The 14,153-nt window shown below is 71.5% G+C and carries 14 protein-coding genes; 4 read left to right on the forward strand and 10 right to left on the reverse strand.

From position 1 onward, the window contains the following. Positions 1 to 300 precede the first annotated feature (300 nt). The 4 genes from HNQ70_RS03205 to HNQ70_RS03220 form a co-directional block, all read right to left on the reverse strand. Positions 301 to 1,416, reverse strand: coding sequence for an alanine racemase (locus tag HNQ70_RS03205; protein WP_183964140.1), 1,116 nt, complete (start codon positions 1,414 to 1,416; stop codon positions 301 to 303). Further along, the gene (gene lolA, locus HNQ70_RS03210; protein ID WP_183964142.1) at positions 1,413 to 2,111 is read right to left on the reverse strand and encodes an outer membrane lipoprotein chaperone LolA; all 699 of its coding nucleotides are present in this window, start codon (positions 2,109 to 2,111) and stop codon (positions 1,413 to 1,415) included. Before lolA ends, HNQ70_RS03205 begins: the two co-directional genes overlap by 4 nt. A gap of 97 nt (positions 2,112 to 2,208) precedes the next feature. Beyond that, the gene (locus tag HNQ70_RS03215; protein ID WP_425504325.1) at positions 2,209 to 4,584 is read right to left on the reverse strand and encodes a DNA translocase FtsK; all 2,376 of its coding nucleotides are present in this window, start codon (positions 4,582 to 4,584) and stop codon (positions 2,209 to 2,211) included. 13 nt (positions 4,585 to 4,597) lie between these two features. Further along, a complete protein-coding gene (locus tag HNQ70_RS03220) occupies positions 4,598 to 5,272 on the reverse strand; it encodes a Crp/Fnr family transcriptional regulator (protein WP_183964146.1) in 675 nt (224 codons plus the stop codon). A 127-nt stretch (positions 5,273 to 5,399) separates the two neighbouring features. On the opposite strand from HNQ70_RS03220, the gene trxB reads away from it, so the two are divergent. Next, the gene (trxB, locus tag HNQ70_RS03225) at positions 5,400 to 6,362 is read left to right on the forward strand and encodes a thioredoxin-disulfide reductase (RefSeq protein ID WP_183964149.1); all 963 of its coding nucleotides are present in this window, start codon (positions 5,400 to 5,402) and stop codon (positions 6,360 to 6,362) included. A 74-nt stretch (positions 6,363 to 6,436) separates the two neighbouring features. Further along, positions 6,437 to 7,111 carry a Smr/MutS family protein gene (locus HNQ70_RS03230; protein WP_183964151.1) on the forward strand — a complete coding sequence of 225 codons (675 nt, stop codon included), beginning with the start codon at positions 6,437 to 6,439 and terminating at the stop codon, positions 7,109 to 7,111. 56 nt (positions 7,112 to 7,167) lie between these two features. Here the strand turns inward: HNQ70_RS03230 and HNQ70_RS03235 are convergent, their stop codons facing one another. Genes HNQ70_RS03235 through HNQ70_RS03250 form a run of 4 tightly spaced genes read right to left on the reverse strand, consistent with a single transcriptional unit; the run spans position 7,168 to position 10,940 of the window. Further along, the gene (locus HNQ70_RS03235; protein WP_183964153.1) at positions 7,168 to 7,965 is read right to left on the reverse strand and encodes a sulfite exporter TauE/SafE family protein; all 798 of its coding nucleotides are present in this window, start codon (positions 7,963 to 7,965) and stop codon (positions 7,168 to 7,170) included. An 11-nt stretch (positions 7,966 to 7,976) separates the two neighbouring features. Beyond that, positions 7,977 to 8,897: an MBL fold metallo-hydrolase gene (locus HNQ70_RS03240; protein WP_246434571.1), complete on the reverse strand. Its 921-nt coding sequence runs from the start codon at positions 8,895 to 8,897 to the stop codon at positions 7,977 to 7,979. A gap of 7 nt (positions 8,898 to 8,904) precedes the next feature. Beyond that, positions 8,905 to 9,681, reverse strand: coding sequence for a nucleotidyltransferase family protein (locus HNQ70_RS03245; protein ID WP_183964154.1), 777 nt, complete (start codon positions 9,679 to 9,681; stop codon positions 8,905 to 8,907). Then, positions 9,678 to 10,940 (reverse strand): BaiN/RdsA family NAD(P)/FAD-dependent oxidoreductase, encoded by a 1,263-nt coding sequence (locus HNQ70_RS03250; RefSeq protein ID WP_183964156.1) that lies wholly within the window; start codon positions 10,938 to 10,940, stop codon positions 9,678 to 9,680. Before HNQ70_RS03250 ends, HNQ70_RS03245 begins: the two co-directional genes overlap by 4 nt. A gap of 80 nt (positions 10,941 to 11,020) precedes the next feature. On the opposite strand from HNQ70_RS03250, the gene HNQ70_RS03255 reads away from it, so the two are divergent. Next, positions 11,021 to 11,704, forward strand: a complete 684-nt coding sequence (locus HNQ70_RS03255) for a DUF4126 domain-containing protein (protein ID WP_183964158.1) — start codon at positions 11,021 to 11,023, stop codon at positions 11,702 to 11,704. On the opposite strand, the gene HNQ70_RS03260 is transcribed toward HNQ70_RS03255, so the two are convergent. Further along, positions 11,655 to 12,392, reverse strand: a complete 738-nt coding sequence (locus tag HNQ70_RS03260) for an alpha/beta fold hydrolase (protein WP_183964160.1) — start codon at positions 12,390 to 12,392, stop codon at positions 11,655 to 11,657. The genes HNQ70_RS03255 and HNQ70_RS03260 overlap by 50 nt on opposite strands. 10 nt (positions 12,393 to 12,402) lie before the next feature. Continuing rightward, positions 12,403 to 12,741 carry a P-II family nitrogen regulator gene (locus HNQ70_RS03265; protein ID WP_183964162.1) on the reverse strand — a complete coding sequence of 113 codons (339 nt, stop codon included), beginning with the start codon at positions 12,739 to 12,741 and terminating at the stop codon, positions 12,403 to 12,405. 207 nt (positions 12,742 to 12,948) lie between these two features. Here HNQ70_RS03265 and HNQ70_RS03270 point away from each other — a divergent pair, with 207 nt between their 5' ends. Beyond that, complete coding sequence (locus HNQ70_RS03270; protein ID WP_343060609.1) at positions 12,949 to 14,145, forward strand: GNAT family N-acetyltransferase; 1,197 nt, start codon at positions 12,949 to 12,951, stop codon at positions 14,143 to 14,145. Positions 14,146 to 14,153 lie beyond the last annotated feature (8 nt).

The following is a 14,153-nucleotide window of genomic DNA, read 5'->3' on the forward strand; positions in this document are numbered from 1 at the left end:
CAGCGGCGCACCCGCCGTCACGTGCTGGGCCGCGCCGCGTGGGGTGGCGCCATGTGCGGCAGCGCCGTAGGCGCCGGCCGCGGGTTCCGGCGTGTCGGCACCGGCGTCGGAGAGGAGGTCCGCCTGGCGGGGTTCGGTAGGGTTCATCGGATCCTGGTCGCGCCGCGATCGTCGCGGCAGCCCTGCGATGTTGCCATAGCGGCAACAGGGGCGACCGGCACGGCTGGCGCGGCCAGCGGCACGACTGGAACGACTGGAACGACTGGAACGGCTGGAACGGCTGGAGCTGCCATCGTCAGGCTAGAACAGCGCGCCGCGCGCCTCGATCGGCCAGGCCTGCTCCACGCGGCCGCCCCGGTGAGCGACGATCCAGTCGTGCAGGTTGACCGTGGGGTCGCAGTGCCCGGGCACCGACCGCAGCTTGTCGCCGACCGCGAGCGCTCGCGCATCGTCGCCGGGGACGATCACCGCATGCTCGTCCGACAGCCCGCGCACCCGCCAGCCGCTGCCCGGCAGCACCGGCAGGCCGCTGTCCACCGCGAAGGCCTTCAGCCCGCCGTCGAGCACCGCGTGGGTGTCGCGCGCGGTGATCACCGTGCACAGAACTTCCAGCGCCTGGCGCAGCGCAGGCGCGCCGTGCGCGGGCAGGTTGGCTGCGTAGTCCGCGTCCATCAGCACGTAGGAGCCGGGCTGCACCTCGGTCCACGCGCCGCCGGCCAGCTCCAGCGGATAGGTGCCGGTGCCGCCGCCGGTGACCTCCGCGCAGCGATGGCCCGCGGCCTCAAGCGCCGCGCGGAACAGCGCGACACGCGCGCCGGCCCGCGCGATCGCGTCGGCGCGCTCCTCGGGCGAGCGCAGGTGCTGCGCCCTGCCCTGGTAGGCCTGCAGGCCGCGCAGCGACAGCCAGGGGCGGTGGGTGTCGATGGCACGCGCCAGCTCGAGCGCCTCCGAAGTGTCGCGCACGCCGCAGCGCATCATCCCGGTGTCGATCTCGATCAGCAGCTCCAGCGGCGCCTGCGCGTCGCGCGCGGCGGCGCCGAGCTGGGCGACCTGCAGCGGCGAATCGACGCAGACGCCGATGCGCGCCCCGCGCGCCAGCGCCGCGAGGCGGCGCGCCTTGGACTCGCCGACGATCACGTTGCTCACCAGCACGTCGCGGATTCCCGCGCGCACGAAGACTTCGGCCTCGCCGACCTTCTGGCAGCACAACCCCACTGCGCCGGCCGCCACCTGGCGCCGGGCGATCTCCGGGCACTTGTGCGCCTTGCCATGCGCGCGAACCCGGCCGCCGCACGCGGCGACGAAGGCGTGCACCGCGTGCAGGTTGGCCTCGAAGGCATCCAGGTCGAGCAGCAGCGCCGGGGTGTCGACGGCCTCGATGGGATCGCCGGGGCGGGCCGGCGGCGGAGGCGTCACTCCTGGATCACGTCCGCGCCCTTGGGCGGGACAAAGCGGAAGGTTTCGGGCGCCACCGCCGCATTGCGCTCGATGCCGGTGAACGCGAAGACCGTCGTGCGTCCGAATGCGTCGCGCACCTCCATCGCCCCGGGCAGGCCGTCGCGGAAGCCGATGCGGATGTGGTCGAAGCCTGCATCACCGCTGCGGGGCTTGGCGTCCAGCCAGTCCATCCCGTCGAAGGGACCGGCGTCGGTGAGCGTGAAATCCTTCTCGAGATCGTTGGAGCCGAACAGGATGGCCGCGGGACTCGCGCCCAGCGAGTTCGCCAGCTTGCGCACCGTGACCTGCGCGAGGTCGCGATCGTAGAAATGCACGCGCTCACCGTCGGCGACCATCAGCTGTTCGAAGGGCTTGAGCACCTCCCAGCGGAAGCGCCCGGGACGCGAGAAGGCGAAGCGCCCGCTGGCGGTCTGCGCGGACTGGCCCGCGCCCTTGAGCGTGCGCTGGGTGAACTCTCCGCGGGCCGAACGGGTGTCGGCGACGAACCTGCGCAACTGCTCGATGGCGCCCTGCGCATGGGCGCGAAGCGGCAGCGCGCCAGCGATCGCCAGTCCTAAGGGCATGACGAGAGAGCGCAGCGCGCGGCGGCGCGCCTTCGACACGCCGCCGGCAGGGCGGGCAGCACTGGGGCGGAAACGGGAACTGAAGGGCATCGTACGGATTCCACGCAGCGGCGGCCGTGGGCCGGGATTCATACAACGCACGAGGCGACCCCGCGGAGGACCTGGAGGCGGCGCGGCCCCCAGGCGATCACTCCTCCTGGCTGCCGGGCACCAGGATGTCGCGGTTGCCGTTGGTGGCCATCGACGACACCAGGCCCGATTTTTCCATCTGCTCGAGCAGGCGGGCCGCGCGGTTGTAGCCGATGCGCAGGTGGCGCTGGACCAGCGAGATCGAGGCGCGCTTGTGCTTGAGCACCACCGCCACGGCCTGGTCGTACATCGGGTCCGCCTCGCCGTCGACGCCCGCCTCGCCCAGCGTCTGCTGCAGGCCGCCGAAGCCCACCGCGCTGCCGGTATCCACCTCCTCGGGAACGCCGCCCTCGAGGATGCCTTCGACGTACTGCGGCTCGTCGACCGAACGCCAGTGGTCGACCACCTTCTGCACCTCGTCGTCGGCGACGAAGGCGCCGTGCACCCGCATCGGCAGGCCATTGCCCGGCGGCATGTAGAGCATGTCGCCCTGGCCGAGCAGCGACTCGGCGCCCATCTGGTCGAGGATGGTGCGCGAGTCGATCTTCGACGACACCTGGAAGGCGATGCGCGTGGGGATGTTGGCCTTGATCAGCCCGGTGATCACGTCGACCGATGGCCGCTGGGTGGCGAGGATCAGGTGGATTCCCGCCGCGCGCGCCTTCTGCGCAAGCCTGGCGATGAGTTCCTCGACCTTCTTGCCCACCACCATCATCAGGTCGGCAAGCTCGTCGATCACCACCACCACCTGCGGCAGCCGGCGCAGCGGCTCGGGCGCGTCGGGCGTCAGCGAGAAGGGGTTGGCGACCAGCTCCTCGCGCTTTTCTGCATCGGCGATCTTGGCGTTGTAGCCGGCCAGGTTGCGCACGCCCAGCTTGCTCATCAGCCGGTAGCGGCGCTCCATCTCGGCGACGCACCAGTTGAGCGCGTTGCCGGCATGGCGCATGTCGGTGACCACCGGCGCGAGCAGGTGCGGGATGCCCTCGTACATCGCCAGCTCGAGCATCTTTGGATCGATGAGGATCAGGCGCACCTGGGACGGGTCGGCCTTGTAGAGCAGCGACAGCAGCATCGCATTGATGCCCACCGACTTGCCCGAGCCGGTGGTGCCGGCCACCAGCAGGTGCGGCATCCTTGCCAGGTCGGCCACCACCGGGTTGCCGGCGATGTCCTTGCCCAGCGCCATGGTCAACGCGGAAGCGCTCTCGGCATAGACCTGCGAGCCGAGGATCTCGGACAGCCGCACCGGCTGACGCCGCGGATTGGGCAGCTCGAGGCCCATCAGGCTTTTGCCCGGGATGGTCTCGACCACCCGCAGCGAGACCAGCGACAGCGCGCGTGCCAGGTCCTTCGACAGGTTGACGATCTGGCTGCCCTTGACGCCGGTGGCGGGGTCGATCTCGTAGCGGGTGATGACCGGGCCCGGGTAGGCCGCAACCACGTTCGCGGCGACGTTGAAATCCGCGAGCTTCTTCTCGATCAGGCGCGAGGTGTACTCGAGGGTGTCCTGCGACACCGACTCGGTGCTCACCGGCGGTGGCTCGAGCAGCGAGAGCGGCGGCAGCTGGGTGTCGGCGGGCAGGTCGACGAACAGCGTGGCCTGGCGCTCGGCCTCGGCACGTTCGGAGCGCTCGACCCTGAGCACCGGCGCCTGGATGCGCACCGGCACGGGTTCGTCGTCGAGGATCTTGCGCAGGCCCTCGACCTGCTCCTTGCGCTCGGTGGCCGCGACCTCGCCGATGCGGCGGTCGCGGCGCGCAGCGAAAGACTGGACCAGCCGGTTGCCGGCGCTCTCGATCGCCAGCCCCACGTTTTCGAAGATGGACAGCCAGGAAAGCCCCGTCCAGAGACTGAAGCCCGCAGCGATGACGACGAACAGCAGCATGGTGCCGCCGATCGGGCCCAGCGCAGCGAACAGGGGCCCGCTGGCGAGCTCGCCGATGATTCCGCCCGGAGCCAGCGGCAGCTCGACGGACAGGCTGTGCAGCCGGGCGGCTTCGAGCCCGACGCAGCCGAGCATGAAGAGAGCGAAGCCGAGCCAGCGCTCCCAGGCGAAGCGGTCGAGGTCGTTCGCGGCCTCGGCCGGCACGGCGAGCTTCGACGAATGCAGGCGCCGGTAGCCACGCACCACGCTGGCCACGCACAGCGCCACCAGCAGATAGGCGGACACGCCGAACAGGTAAAGCAGCAGGTCCGCGAACCAGGCGCCCACCCGGCCGCCGGCGTTCTCGATGTGATTGGTGACCACCGCGTGCGACCAGCCGGGGTCGGCCTTGTCGTAGGTGGCGAGGATCAGCAGCAGGAAGAGCCCGAGGGCGATCCGGACGATCCATCCGGTCTCGCGGAGCAGTTGGACCGCCCGCTCGGGCAGGCCGAAGCCTGCAGCGAAGGGCCTGCGGCCGGCAGGCGCGGCCGCGGCGGAAGCACGTGACACTGTTGCGGGTTCCTCAGCTGATGTAGGAAGCGAGCTTCTCGCGAAGCACGAGCTTGCCCTCGGGCAGGGGGAGGATGTAGCCATCGATCTCCAGCCCCTTCATCACGCGCGAGACCATCTCGCGGGAAGCGCCGATCATCTTGGCGATGTCCTGCCGGGGGAGCTTGTTCTTCACGATCCGCTCGCCGTTGACGTCCTCGGAGAAGTCGAGCAGCACCCGGGCGACGCGACCGTAGACGTCGAGCAGCGCCAGGGTCTCGATCTTCTTGTCGGCCTCGCGCAGGCGGCGCACCAGGCCGCGCATCACCGACATCGCCATGTCGGGGCTCTGCGCCAGCATGGCCTTGAAGGCCTCCTTGCTCACCGCGATGAACTCGGAGGTTTCCAGCGTGATCACGCTCGCCGAACGCGGGGCGTCGTCGATCAGGCTCATCTCGCCGAAGTATTCTCCGGAGCCGAGCACCGCCAGGATGACCTCCTTGCCCTCGGAGTCCGAGCGCTGCACCTTGGCCCGGCCCGCCAGCAGGATGTACATGGACTGCGAGGGTTCGCCCTCGGACACGATGGTGCGGCCCTTCGGATAGCTGCGGCGCGCGCTGCCTGCCGCGAGCTGCTCGAACTGTGGCTCGGTCAGCCCGGCGAACAGCGGCACCCTGCGCAGGAATGCCTTGATATCTTCATGCGCCATACCCACCTCGAACGGTTGCACTCCCTATAATTTACACAAACCGCATGACCGGTCACCGAATCGGGTGAAAATGACTCCGTAACCCGATGATTTTCTTCGCTTTTTTACAACGCAACAGGTCTGCTCCATGTCCAACCCGAAACACGCCCGCCTGCTGATCCTCGGCTCGGGTCCCGCCGGCTACACGGCTGCCGTCTACGCGGCGCGCGCCAACCTGAATCCCGTGCTGATCACCGGCGTGGCCCAGGGCGGCCAGCTGATGACGACCACCGACGTGGACAACTGGCCGGCCGATGCCGAGGGCGTGCAGGGCCCGGACCTGATGGCAAGGTTCCAGGCGCATGCCGAGCGCTTCAACACCGAACTGGTGTTCGACCACATCCATACGGCGAAGCTCGACGAGCGGCCGCTGCGCCTGATCGGTGACTCCGGCGAATACACGGCGGACGCGCTGATCATCGCCACCGGCGCCTCCGCCCGGTATCTCGGCCTGCCCTCCGAGCAGACCTTCATGGGCAAGGGGGTGTCCGCCTGCGCCACCTGCGACGGCTTCTTCTATCGCAACCAGGACGTGTGCGTGGTCGGCGGAGGCAACACCGCGGTCGAGGAGGCGCTCTACCTGTCGAACATCGCGCGCAAGGTCACCGTGGTGCACCGGCGCGACCGCTTCCGCGCCGAGCCCATCCTGATCGACAAGCTGATGGAGAAGGCGCGCAGCGGCAAGATCGAGATCCGCTGGCACTCGGTGCTCGACGAGGTGCTCGGCGACGACGGCGGCGTCACCGGGGCCCGGCTGCGCGACGTGCGCGACGACAGCACCTCCGAGATCACGGTGCACGGCGTCTTCATCGCCATCGGCCACTCGCCGAACACCGCGCTGTTCGACGGCCAGCTCGAGATGACCAACGGCTACATCGTGACCCACAGCGGGCTGCAGGGCCAGGCCACCGCCACCAGCATCCCCGGGGTGTTCGCGGCAGGCGACGTGCAGGACCATGTCTATCGGCAGGCGATCACCAGCGCGGCCACCGGTTGCATGGCTGCGCTGGACGCACAGCGCCACCTGGAGGCGGAGGAAGGAAGCCGCTGACGCGGCAGCTTCCGGAGCGGCCTGGCCGTCCCGGAGCGCCCGCGCAGGCATCCACCCTCCCCCGGCCCGCCGACATGATCCGTCCGGTCAAGAGTTTCGATGCGCTCGGCGGGCTGCGCGAGGCGCTGCGCGCCCGGGACCGCGCGCGCGAGGCAGAGCGCGAACGGCTGCGCCTGGAGCGCGCGCGCGCCGAGCGCGAGGCCGGGCTGTTCCGCGCGTCGATCGGCGAGGCCGTGCCGCTCAAGCCCACCGGCCGGGTCGATCCATCCCTTCCCTCGCCGCCGCCGCATCCGCGCCAGCGCGAGCTCGACGAGCGTGCGGCGCTGGCCGCCTCTCTTTCGGACGAGATCGGCATCGAGCAGCTGCTCGACACCGACGAGGAACTCTCGTTCCGCAGGGAGAACGTGGGCCCCGACGTGCTGCCCAGGCTGCGCCGCGGCCACTGGGTGGTGCAGAACCAGCTCGACCTTCATGGGCTGAGGGTCGATGAGGCCCGCGAGGCGCTGGTCGCCTTCATCGCGCGCGCGCTCAAGCGCGAGCAGCGCTGCCTGCGGGTGATCCACGGCAAGGGCCTGGGCTCGGCCGGCAAGGAACCGGTGCTCAAGGGCAAGGTGCTCAAGTGGCTGGTGCAGCGCGACGAGGTGCTCGCCTTCTGCCAGGCGCGCCCGACCGATGGCGGCGCCGGGGCGCTGATCGTGCTGCTGCGCCCCGCGGCGCGCAGTGCGACGGCGCGTCCGCCGAGGCGCTGACGAGCCAGCCGCGGTCGACGGCCGGGCCGCAGGGTAGCGTCGGCCGCCCGCGCGGATCAGCCGAGCGCACGCGCCAGCAGCAGCACGGACACCACCAGGCTCACCCAGGCGAAGGCCTGCCGCAGCCGCCCAGGGTCGAGACCGCGCGCGAAGCGCCGCCCGATCAGCAGGGCCGCAGTGGCCCCAGCCGCGAACGGACCGGCCACCCGCCAGTCCAGCGTGCCCTGCACGATGGCTGCCGTCACTCCGCTGACCGACACCAGCGCGATCACCGCGAGCGAGGTGGCGTGGATGCTGCGCAGGTCGAGATCGGTGTTGCGGGACAGGGACGGCACGATCACGAAGCCGCCGCCCACGCCCAGAAGTCCGCTGAGCAGGCCCGACAGGCTGCCGGTCGCCGCGAGCGCCCGCGCGCACGGCCAGGTCCATGCCAGCCGCCCCTCGGCCGGGTTCACCTGGCACGGCAGCGGGCGCCCTGCGTCCGGGTCGACCGGCGCGGGCGGCTTGAGCGATCGCCAGGCGACGAAGGCCAGCAGCAGCGCGAAGGCGACCAGCAGCGGGCGGTTGGGAAGACGCTGCGCCAGCGCCACGCCCAGCGGGGCGACGAGGATGCCGGCAAGGCCGATCATCGACGCTGCGCGGTAACGGACGACACGCTCGCGCAGGCCGAGCAGCGCGCCGACCGCGGAGGCGATGCCGACCGCCGCGAGACCGACGGGCGCCGCCTGCTGCACCGGCAGGTGCAGGCCGAACACCAGCAGCGGCATCGCGAGGATGCCGCCGCCGGCGCCGGTGAACGCGAGCACCAGCCCGATCAGGGAGCCGAGCGCGGCGGAGAGGGCCAGGGTCTCCATGGTCGGTCAGGTCAGAGCAGGTCGAGCGGGATCTTGAGGTAGCGCACGCCGTTGTCCTCCGGCGGCGGCAGGCAGCCGGCCCGCATGTTGACCTGCACCGAGGGCAGGATCAGGGTCGGCATCTCGAGCGTCGCGTCGCGCTTCTTGCGCATCCCGACGAACTCGGCCTCGGTGACGCCGTCATGCACGTGGACGTTGCCGGCACGCTGCTCGGCCACCGTGCAGACGTGGCGCAGCGGGCGCCCCCCGGGACGGTAGTCGTGGCACATGTACAGGCGGGTGGCCGGCGGCAGGCGCAGCACGCGCGCGATCGAGCGGTAGAGCGTGGCGGCATCGCCGCCCGGAAAGTCGCAGCGCGCGGTGCCGTAGTCCGGCATGAAGAGTGTGTCGCCGACGAAGGCGACGGTCTCGTCTCCCTCCCCGACAACGTAGGTCATGCAGGCCGGCGTGTGACCCGGCGTGTGCATGGCGCGGGCCGGGATGCCGCCGATCGAGAAGCGGTCGCCGTCCTCGAACAGCCGGTCGAACTGGCTGCCGTCGCGCGCGAACTCGCTGCCCGCGTTGAAGAGCCTGCCGAAGGTCTCCTGTACGACGGTGATGCGCGCCCCGATCGCCACCAGGCCGCCGAGCGCCTTGCGCAGGTGCGGGGCCGCCGACAGGTGGTCCGCATGCACATGGGTCTCGAGCAGCCACTGCACCGTCGCGCCAAGCTCGCGCACGCGGGCGATCACGCGGTCGGCCCCGTCGGTGCTTGTGCGCCCGGACTTCGGGTCGAAGTCCAGCACGCTGTCGATCAGTGCGCACTGCATCGTCCGCCGGTCAAGGACCAGGTAGGTGAAGGTGGACGACGCCTCGTCGAAGAAGGTCTCCACCTGCGGCCGGGCATCTCCGCCCGCGTGCGCGGTCGGGGGCATGCCTGCGTTCTCGCTCATGCCGTGCTCATTCCTCGGCCTGCGGCCGGCCGATGGGGCGGCCCAGCCTGCGCTCCAGCCGATCGATGTCCTCGGGAGTGTCGAGATCGACCGTGAAGTGATCGCTGCCGGCCTCGTGGCGGCAGACCTCCTCTGGATGGGTCCGCAGATAAGCGCGCAGTCCGCCGACGGCGTCGTCCTCGCAATCGGGAGCCGGTGCCGATTGCCGGGCCCCGCCGGCACCCCCGGCACCCCCGGCACCCCCGGCACCCCCGGCCGCCGCGTCGGCGACCACCCTGGCCGCGACAGCGGCGCTCACGATCACCGGATTGCCGCGCTGCCCCTGGAAGAAAGGCACCAGCGCATTCGTTCCCGCAGGCCGGACGGCGAACGCGTCGATCAGCGCGCGCAGGTCCCGCGCATCCACCAGCGCCAGGTCGACCAGCGCGACCAGCGCCGCATCGATCCCCGCCGGCAGTGCGGCGAGCCCGGCAAGCACCGAGGACTGCTGACCACGCCGATGATCCGGGTTGCTCACCACGACCGCCCCCTGCCCTTCGACCAGCGGCAGGATCAGTTCGCGCCGGTGGCCCAGCACGACGACCACGTCGCGGATCCCGGCCTCGCTGAAGATGCGCAGCCATCTGCGCACCAGCGGCTCGCCGTCCAGCTCCAGCCTGCGCTTGTCGATGCCGCCCATCCGCCGCGACTCGCCGGCGGCGAGCAGCACGGCGCCCACCCGCAGCGCCGGCGCCGGCGCCGGCGCCGGCGCAGTCTGCCCCGCGCCAGCGTCCCAGCCGCTCATTCGCTGACCGCCATCCCGGCGGCAAAGCCCGAGGACCAGGCCCACTGGAAGTTGTAGCCGCCCAGCCAGCCGGTGACGTCCACCACCTCGCCGACGAAGTGCAGCCCCGGAACCTCGCGGGCCTGCATGGTCCGCGGATCCAGCGCGGCGGTGGCCACTCCGCCCGAGGTCACCTCGGCCTTGCGGTAGCCCTCGGTGCCGGAGGGGTGCAGTTCCCAGCGCTGCACCGAGCCGGCCAGCTCGCGCAGCGCGCGCTTGCCGACCTCGGCCACCCGGGTCTCCGGGCGCACGCCGGGGTGGTTCGCGCCGAAGCGCTCCACCCACAGCGCGGCAAGGCGCCGCGGGAGCGAGGCCGCCAGCAGCGTCGCCAGCTGCTGGCGCGCCTCGGGCTGGGCATCGATCCAGACCTGTTCGAGGCGGCGCGCGGGGGCCAGGTCGATCTCCAGCGGCGTGCCCGGCCGCCAGAAACTGGAGATCTGCAGCACCGCCGGGCCCGACAGGCCGCGATGGGTGAACAGCAGGTCCTCGCGGAAACGCGGCGCATCCGGCTGCGCGGGCGCGGCGATGTCCACCTCCAGCGCCACGCCCGCCAGCGCGCCGAAGGGCGCCCAGTCGGCGGCATCGAAGGTGAGCGGTACCAGCGCCGGCCGCGTCTCGACGATGCGCAGGCCGAACTGCCGGGCGATCCGGTAGCCGAGGTCGCTGGCCCCGGTCTTGGGGATCGACAGGCCGCCGGTGGCCACCACCAGCGAGCGCGTCCGCACGACGCCCGCGTCGGTGTCGACCTCGAAGCCGCCCTCTCCCGGATCGGCCCGGCGCACCCCGTGCACCCGGCAGCCCAGGCGCCAGGCCACGCCGCCGGACTCGGCCTCCTCGCGCAGCATGCGGACGATGCGCAGGCTGCTGTCGTCGCAGAACAGCTGCCCGCGGTGCTTCTCGTGCCAGGGGATCCGGTGGCGGGCCACCAGCTCGAGGAATCGTTTCGGCAGGTAGGCGCGCAGCGCGTGCCGCGCGAAACGCGGCTCGGAGCCCGCGTAGCGCTCGAGCCGACCGGCATCCACGTTGGTGAAGTTGCAGCGCCCGCCGCCCGAGATGCGGATCTTCTCGCCGGGCTGCGCCGCGTGGTCGATGACCACGACCCGCGCGCCGCGCTGGCCCGCCACCCCTGCGCAGAACATCCCCGCAGCCCCGGCCCCGAGCACGGCGACGTCGAAGGACTGCGGCCCGGCTCCACCCTCTGCTCGACAGGGGCGGCTCATGCTGGCAAGCTCGAAAGAGACATCTTCTCCATGATCCGGCAAGACTTTAACAGCCGGCCGCACCGGCACTGCGCCTCGCGATGATCGACACCTTCCTGCTCCACGTTCCCGAGCTCGCACTGGCGGCGGCCCTGGCGTGGGGCGCCGGGCTGCGCCTGTACCTGGTGGTCTTCGTGCTGGGGCTGGCCGGGTACGCCGGCTGGTGGCCGCTGCCCGAGCACCTGCAGGCGCTGTCCCATCCGATCGTCATGGCCGCCTCGGGCTTCATGGCGGTGGTCGAGCTGTTCGCGGACAAGCTCCCCTGGCTGGACAGCCTGTGGGACCTGCTGCACACGCTGATCCGAATTCCCGCCGGCGCCGCGCTGGCGGCGGGGGTGTTCGGCGACGCGGGCACTGCCACGACGCTGGCGGCAGCGCTGCTGGGCGGCTCGCTCACTGCCGCCACCCACCTCACCAAGTCCGGCACGCGCGCGGCAGTCAATGCCTCCCCCGAGCCATTCTCCAACGTCGCGCTGTCGCTGTCCGAGGACGCGCTCGTGATCGGCGGCGCCTGGCTGGCCTTCGAGCATCCGCTGATCTTCCTGGCGCTGCTGCTGGTCTTCCTGGTCGTCGCTGCGCTGCTGCTGCGGATGATCCTGCGCGGGCTGCGCCGCATGCTCGGCGCCTGGCGCGGCGAGCCCCGCCGCGGCGATGCACCGCACGGCGGCGCGGCGCTCAGCCCGCCAGCTCGAGCAGCAGATCCGCCAGCAGACCCGGGGAGATGATCATCGCGTCGTGGCCGCTGGCCAGGGTGCGATGCCGCCAGGACGCGTCTGCGCGCATGCGCGCATAGGTCGCCCGCATCGGCGCGTAGGGCGGATCGGTGACCTCGACGTAAGTGCGCGCCAGCCCGGCGCTGCCGCCGTGCTCGAAGAGGATTTCGTGCAGGTAGGTGCCGGCGGGCATCGGGCCGAGGCGCTCCCGCAGCAGCTGGCGCTGCGCCGGATCGGAGACGCCCAGTGCCTCGGGCGGCGGCGGCGGCAGCGCCACCCCGGCGCCCGCGTCGGCGATCGCCAGCAGGCGCGCCTGGCGGTCGGCGACCTCGTTGAAGTCGGCCCAGCGCCAGCGCACTGCGTCGTCGGGCGGCGCCACCGCGTCCAGGTAGACATAGTGGGCGACCCGCTCGCGCAGCCGGTCGGCCACGCCGGAGACGACGTTGCCTGCGTAGCTGTGACCGACCAGCACGCAGCCATCGAGCCGCTCCCACTCGATCAGCCTGGTCACGTCCTCGACGTGCGTGGGCAGCCCCACCTGGGCGCCGAACAGGTGCGCCCGGTCGGCCAGCCCGGTGAGCGTGGGCGCGAACACGCGATGGCCCGCGGCCTGCAGGCGCGCTGCCACCTCGGCCCAGCACCAGCCGCCATGCCAGGCCCCATGCACCAGCACGAAGGGGCGCTTCACTTCAGGCCTCACGCCTCAACTCTCAGATCGCGGACTCGCCGGTCTCGCCGGTGCGGATCCGGATCACCTGCTCGACCTCGTTGACGAAGATCTTGCCGTCGCCGATTCGACCGGTGCGCGCAGCGGCGCAGATGGCCTCGATCGCGGGCTCAACGGTGGCGTCCGGACAGATCACCTCGATCTTGACCTTGGGGAGGAAGTCGACCACGTACTCGGCGCCGCGGTAGAGCTCGGTGTGTCCCTTCTGGCGGCCGAAGCCCTTGCACTCGGTGACGGTGAGGCCGGTGATGCCGACCTCGGCGAGCGCCTCGCGCACCTCGTCGAGCTTGAACGGCTTGATGATCGCGGTGATGCGTTTCATTGATGCTCCTGATGGCATTCGCACGGCGCGCCCGGCGAGCCCGCGCACGCGCCGAGCGGGGCCGGACTCCGGGGGATCGAGGGTCGACTATAGAATGAGCCGGGCGCCCACGGGCGCCCACGGGCGCACATCCGCGGGCAGCGCGGCGCCCGCGCCACGCGCGCCCAGGGAACCTGGAATGCGGACCCTGGAACCGACTGTCGAACAGTGAACGATTATCGCACGCGCATCCTGCGCAACCTGGACGAAGTGCACGCTCCCGCATGGGACGGACTGGTGCGCGCCAGCACCGGCGCCGACGCGCCCACCTTCCTTCGCCACGACTTCCTGGCTGCGCTCGAGCGCAACGGCTGCGTTGGCCCGGGCACCGGCTGGCAGCCCGAGCACCTGTGCCTGTTCGACGGCGAGCGGCTGGCCGCCGCCGCGCCGCTCTACCGCAAGCGGCACTCCTGGGGCGAGTACGTGTTCGACTGGGCCTGGGCGGACGCCTATGAACGGCACGGGCTGCGCTATTACCCGAAACTGGTCTGCGCCGTGCCCTTCACGCCGGTCACGGGCCCGCGCCTGCTTGCCCCGGACCGCCCTGCCCGCGATGCGCTGGCCGCGGCGCTGGTGGCCCATGCCCGCGCCACGCGCGTATCGTCGCTTCACGTACTCTTTCCCGACCACGCCGACGTCGAAGCGCTGCAGGCGCAGGAGCTGTCGATGCGGCGCGGCGTGCAGTTCCACTGGCGCAACGGCGGCTACCGCAGTTTCGACGATTTCCTCGCCAGCCTTGCGCAGCCCAAGCGAAAGAAGATCCGGGCCGAGCGGCGCAAGGTGCGCGAAGCCGGCGTGAGCTTCCTGCGGCTGACGGGCGGCGAGATCGGTGCGGCGCAGCTGGACTTCTTCGTGCGCTGCTACGACGCCACCTACGCGGCGCACGGTTCCACGCCCTACCTGGGCCGCGGCTTCTTCGGCGAGATCGCCCGCAGCATGGGGGACCGGCTGATCCTGGTGCTGGCGATTCGCGACGGCCGGCCGATCGCCTCCAGCCTGCTGGTGCGCGACGAGGACCGCCTGTACGGCCGCTATTGGGGGGCGGTGGAGCACGTGCCCTGCCTGCACTTCGAGACCGCCTACTACCAGGCGATCGAGGCGGCGATCGAACTCGGCGTCCAGGCGATCGAAGGCGGCGCGCAGGGCGAGCACAAGATGGCGCGCGGCTTCCTGGCCGAGCAGACCTGCTCGCTGCACTGGCTCGCCGAACCGGCATTCGCCGACGCGGTCGACCGCTTCCTGGCGCGCGAGGGACAGGCGATCGACGGCTACCTGGACGAGCTCACCGAGCGCTCGCCGTTCCGCGCGGAGGCGCCGCCAGCGCCGCCAGCGCTGCCGGCCACGGGCGCCGGACCAGCGGCCTGACCCGGGGA

Source organism: Quisquiliibacterium transsilvanicum, from assembly GCF_014202215.1.
Taxonomy (GTDB): domain Bacteria; phylum Pseudomonadota; class Gammaproteobacteria; order Burkholderiales; family Burkholderiaceae_E; genus Quisquiliibacterium; species Quisquiliibacterium transsilvanicum.

Bases quoted from the DNA above. Each gene is read 5' to 3' on its own strand.
- HNQ70_RS03265 (WP_183964162.1), bottom strand. From the start codon at position 12,741: ATGAAACGCATCACCGCGATCATCAAGCCGTTCAAGCTCGACGAGGTG.
- HNQ70_RS03245 (WP_183964154.1), bottom strand. From the start codon at position 9,681: ATGAGCGGCTGGGACGCTGGCGCGGGGCAGACTGCGCCGGCGCCGGCG.
- trxB (WP_183964149.1), top strand. From the start codon at position 5,400: ATGTCCAACCCGAAACACGCCCGCCTGCTGATCCTCGGCTCGGGTCCC.
- lolA (WP_183964142.1), bottom strand. From the start codon at position 2,111: ATGCCCTTCAGTTCCCGTTTCCGCCCCAGTGCTGCCCGCCCTGCCGGC.
- HNQ70_RS03235 (WP_183964153.1), bottom strand. From the start codon at position 7,965: ATGGAGACCCTGGCCCTCTCCGCCGCGCTCGGCTCCCTGATCGGGCTG.
- HNQ70_RS03220 (WP_183964146.1), bottom strand. From the start codon at position 5,272: ATGGCGCATGAAGATATCAAGGCATTCCTGCGCAGGGTGCCGCTGTTC.
- HNQ70_RS03255 (WP_183964158.1), top strand. From the start codon at position 11,021: ATGATCGACACCTTCCTGCTCCACGTTCCCGAGCTCGCACTGGCGGCG.
- HNQ70_RS03250 (WP_183964156.1), bottom strand. From the start codon at position 10,940: ATGAGCCGCCCCTGTCGAGCAGAGGGTGGAGCCGGGCCGCAGTCCTTC.
- HNQ70_RS03230 (WP_183964151.1), top strand. From the start codon at position 6,437: ATGATCCGTCCGGTCAAGAGTTTCGATGCGCTCGGCGGGCTGCGCGAG.
- HNQ70_RS03240 (WP_246434571.1), bottom strand. From the start codon at position 8,897: ATGAGCGAGAACGCAGGCATGCCCCCGACCGCGCACGCGGGCGGAGAT.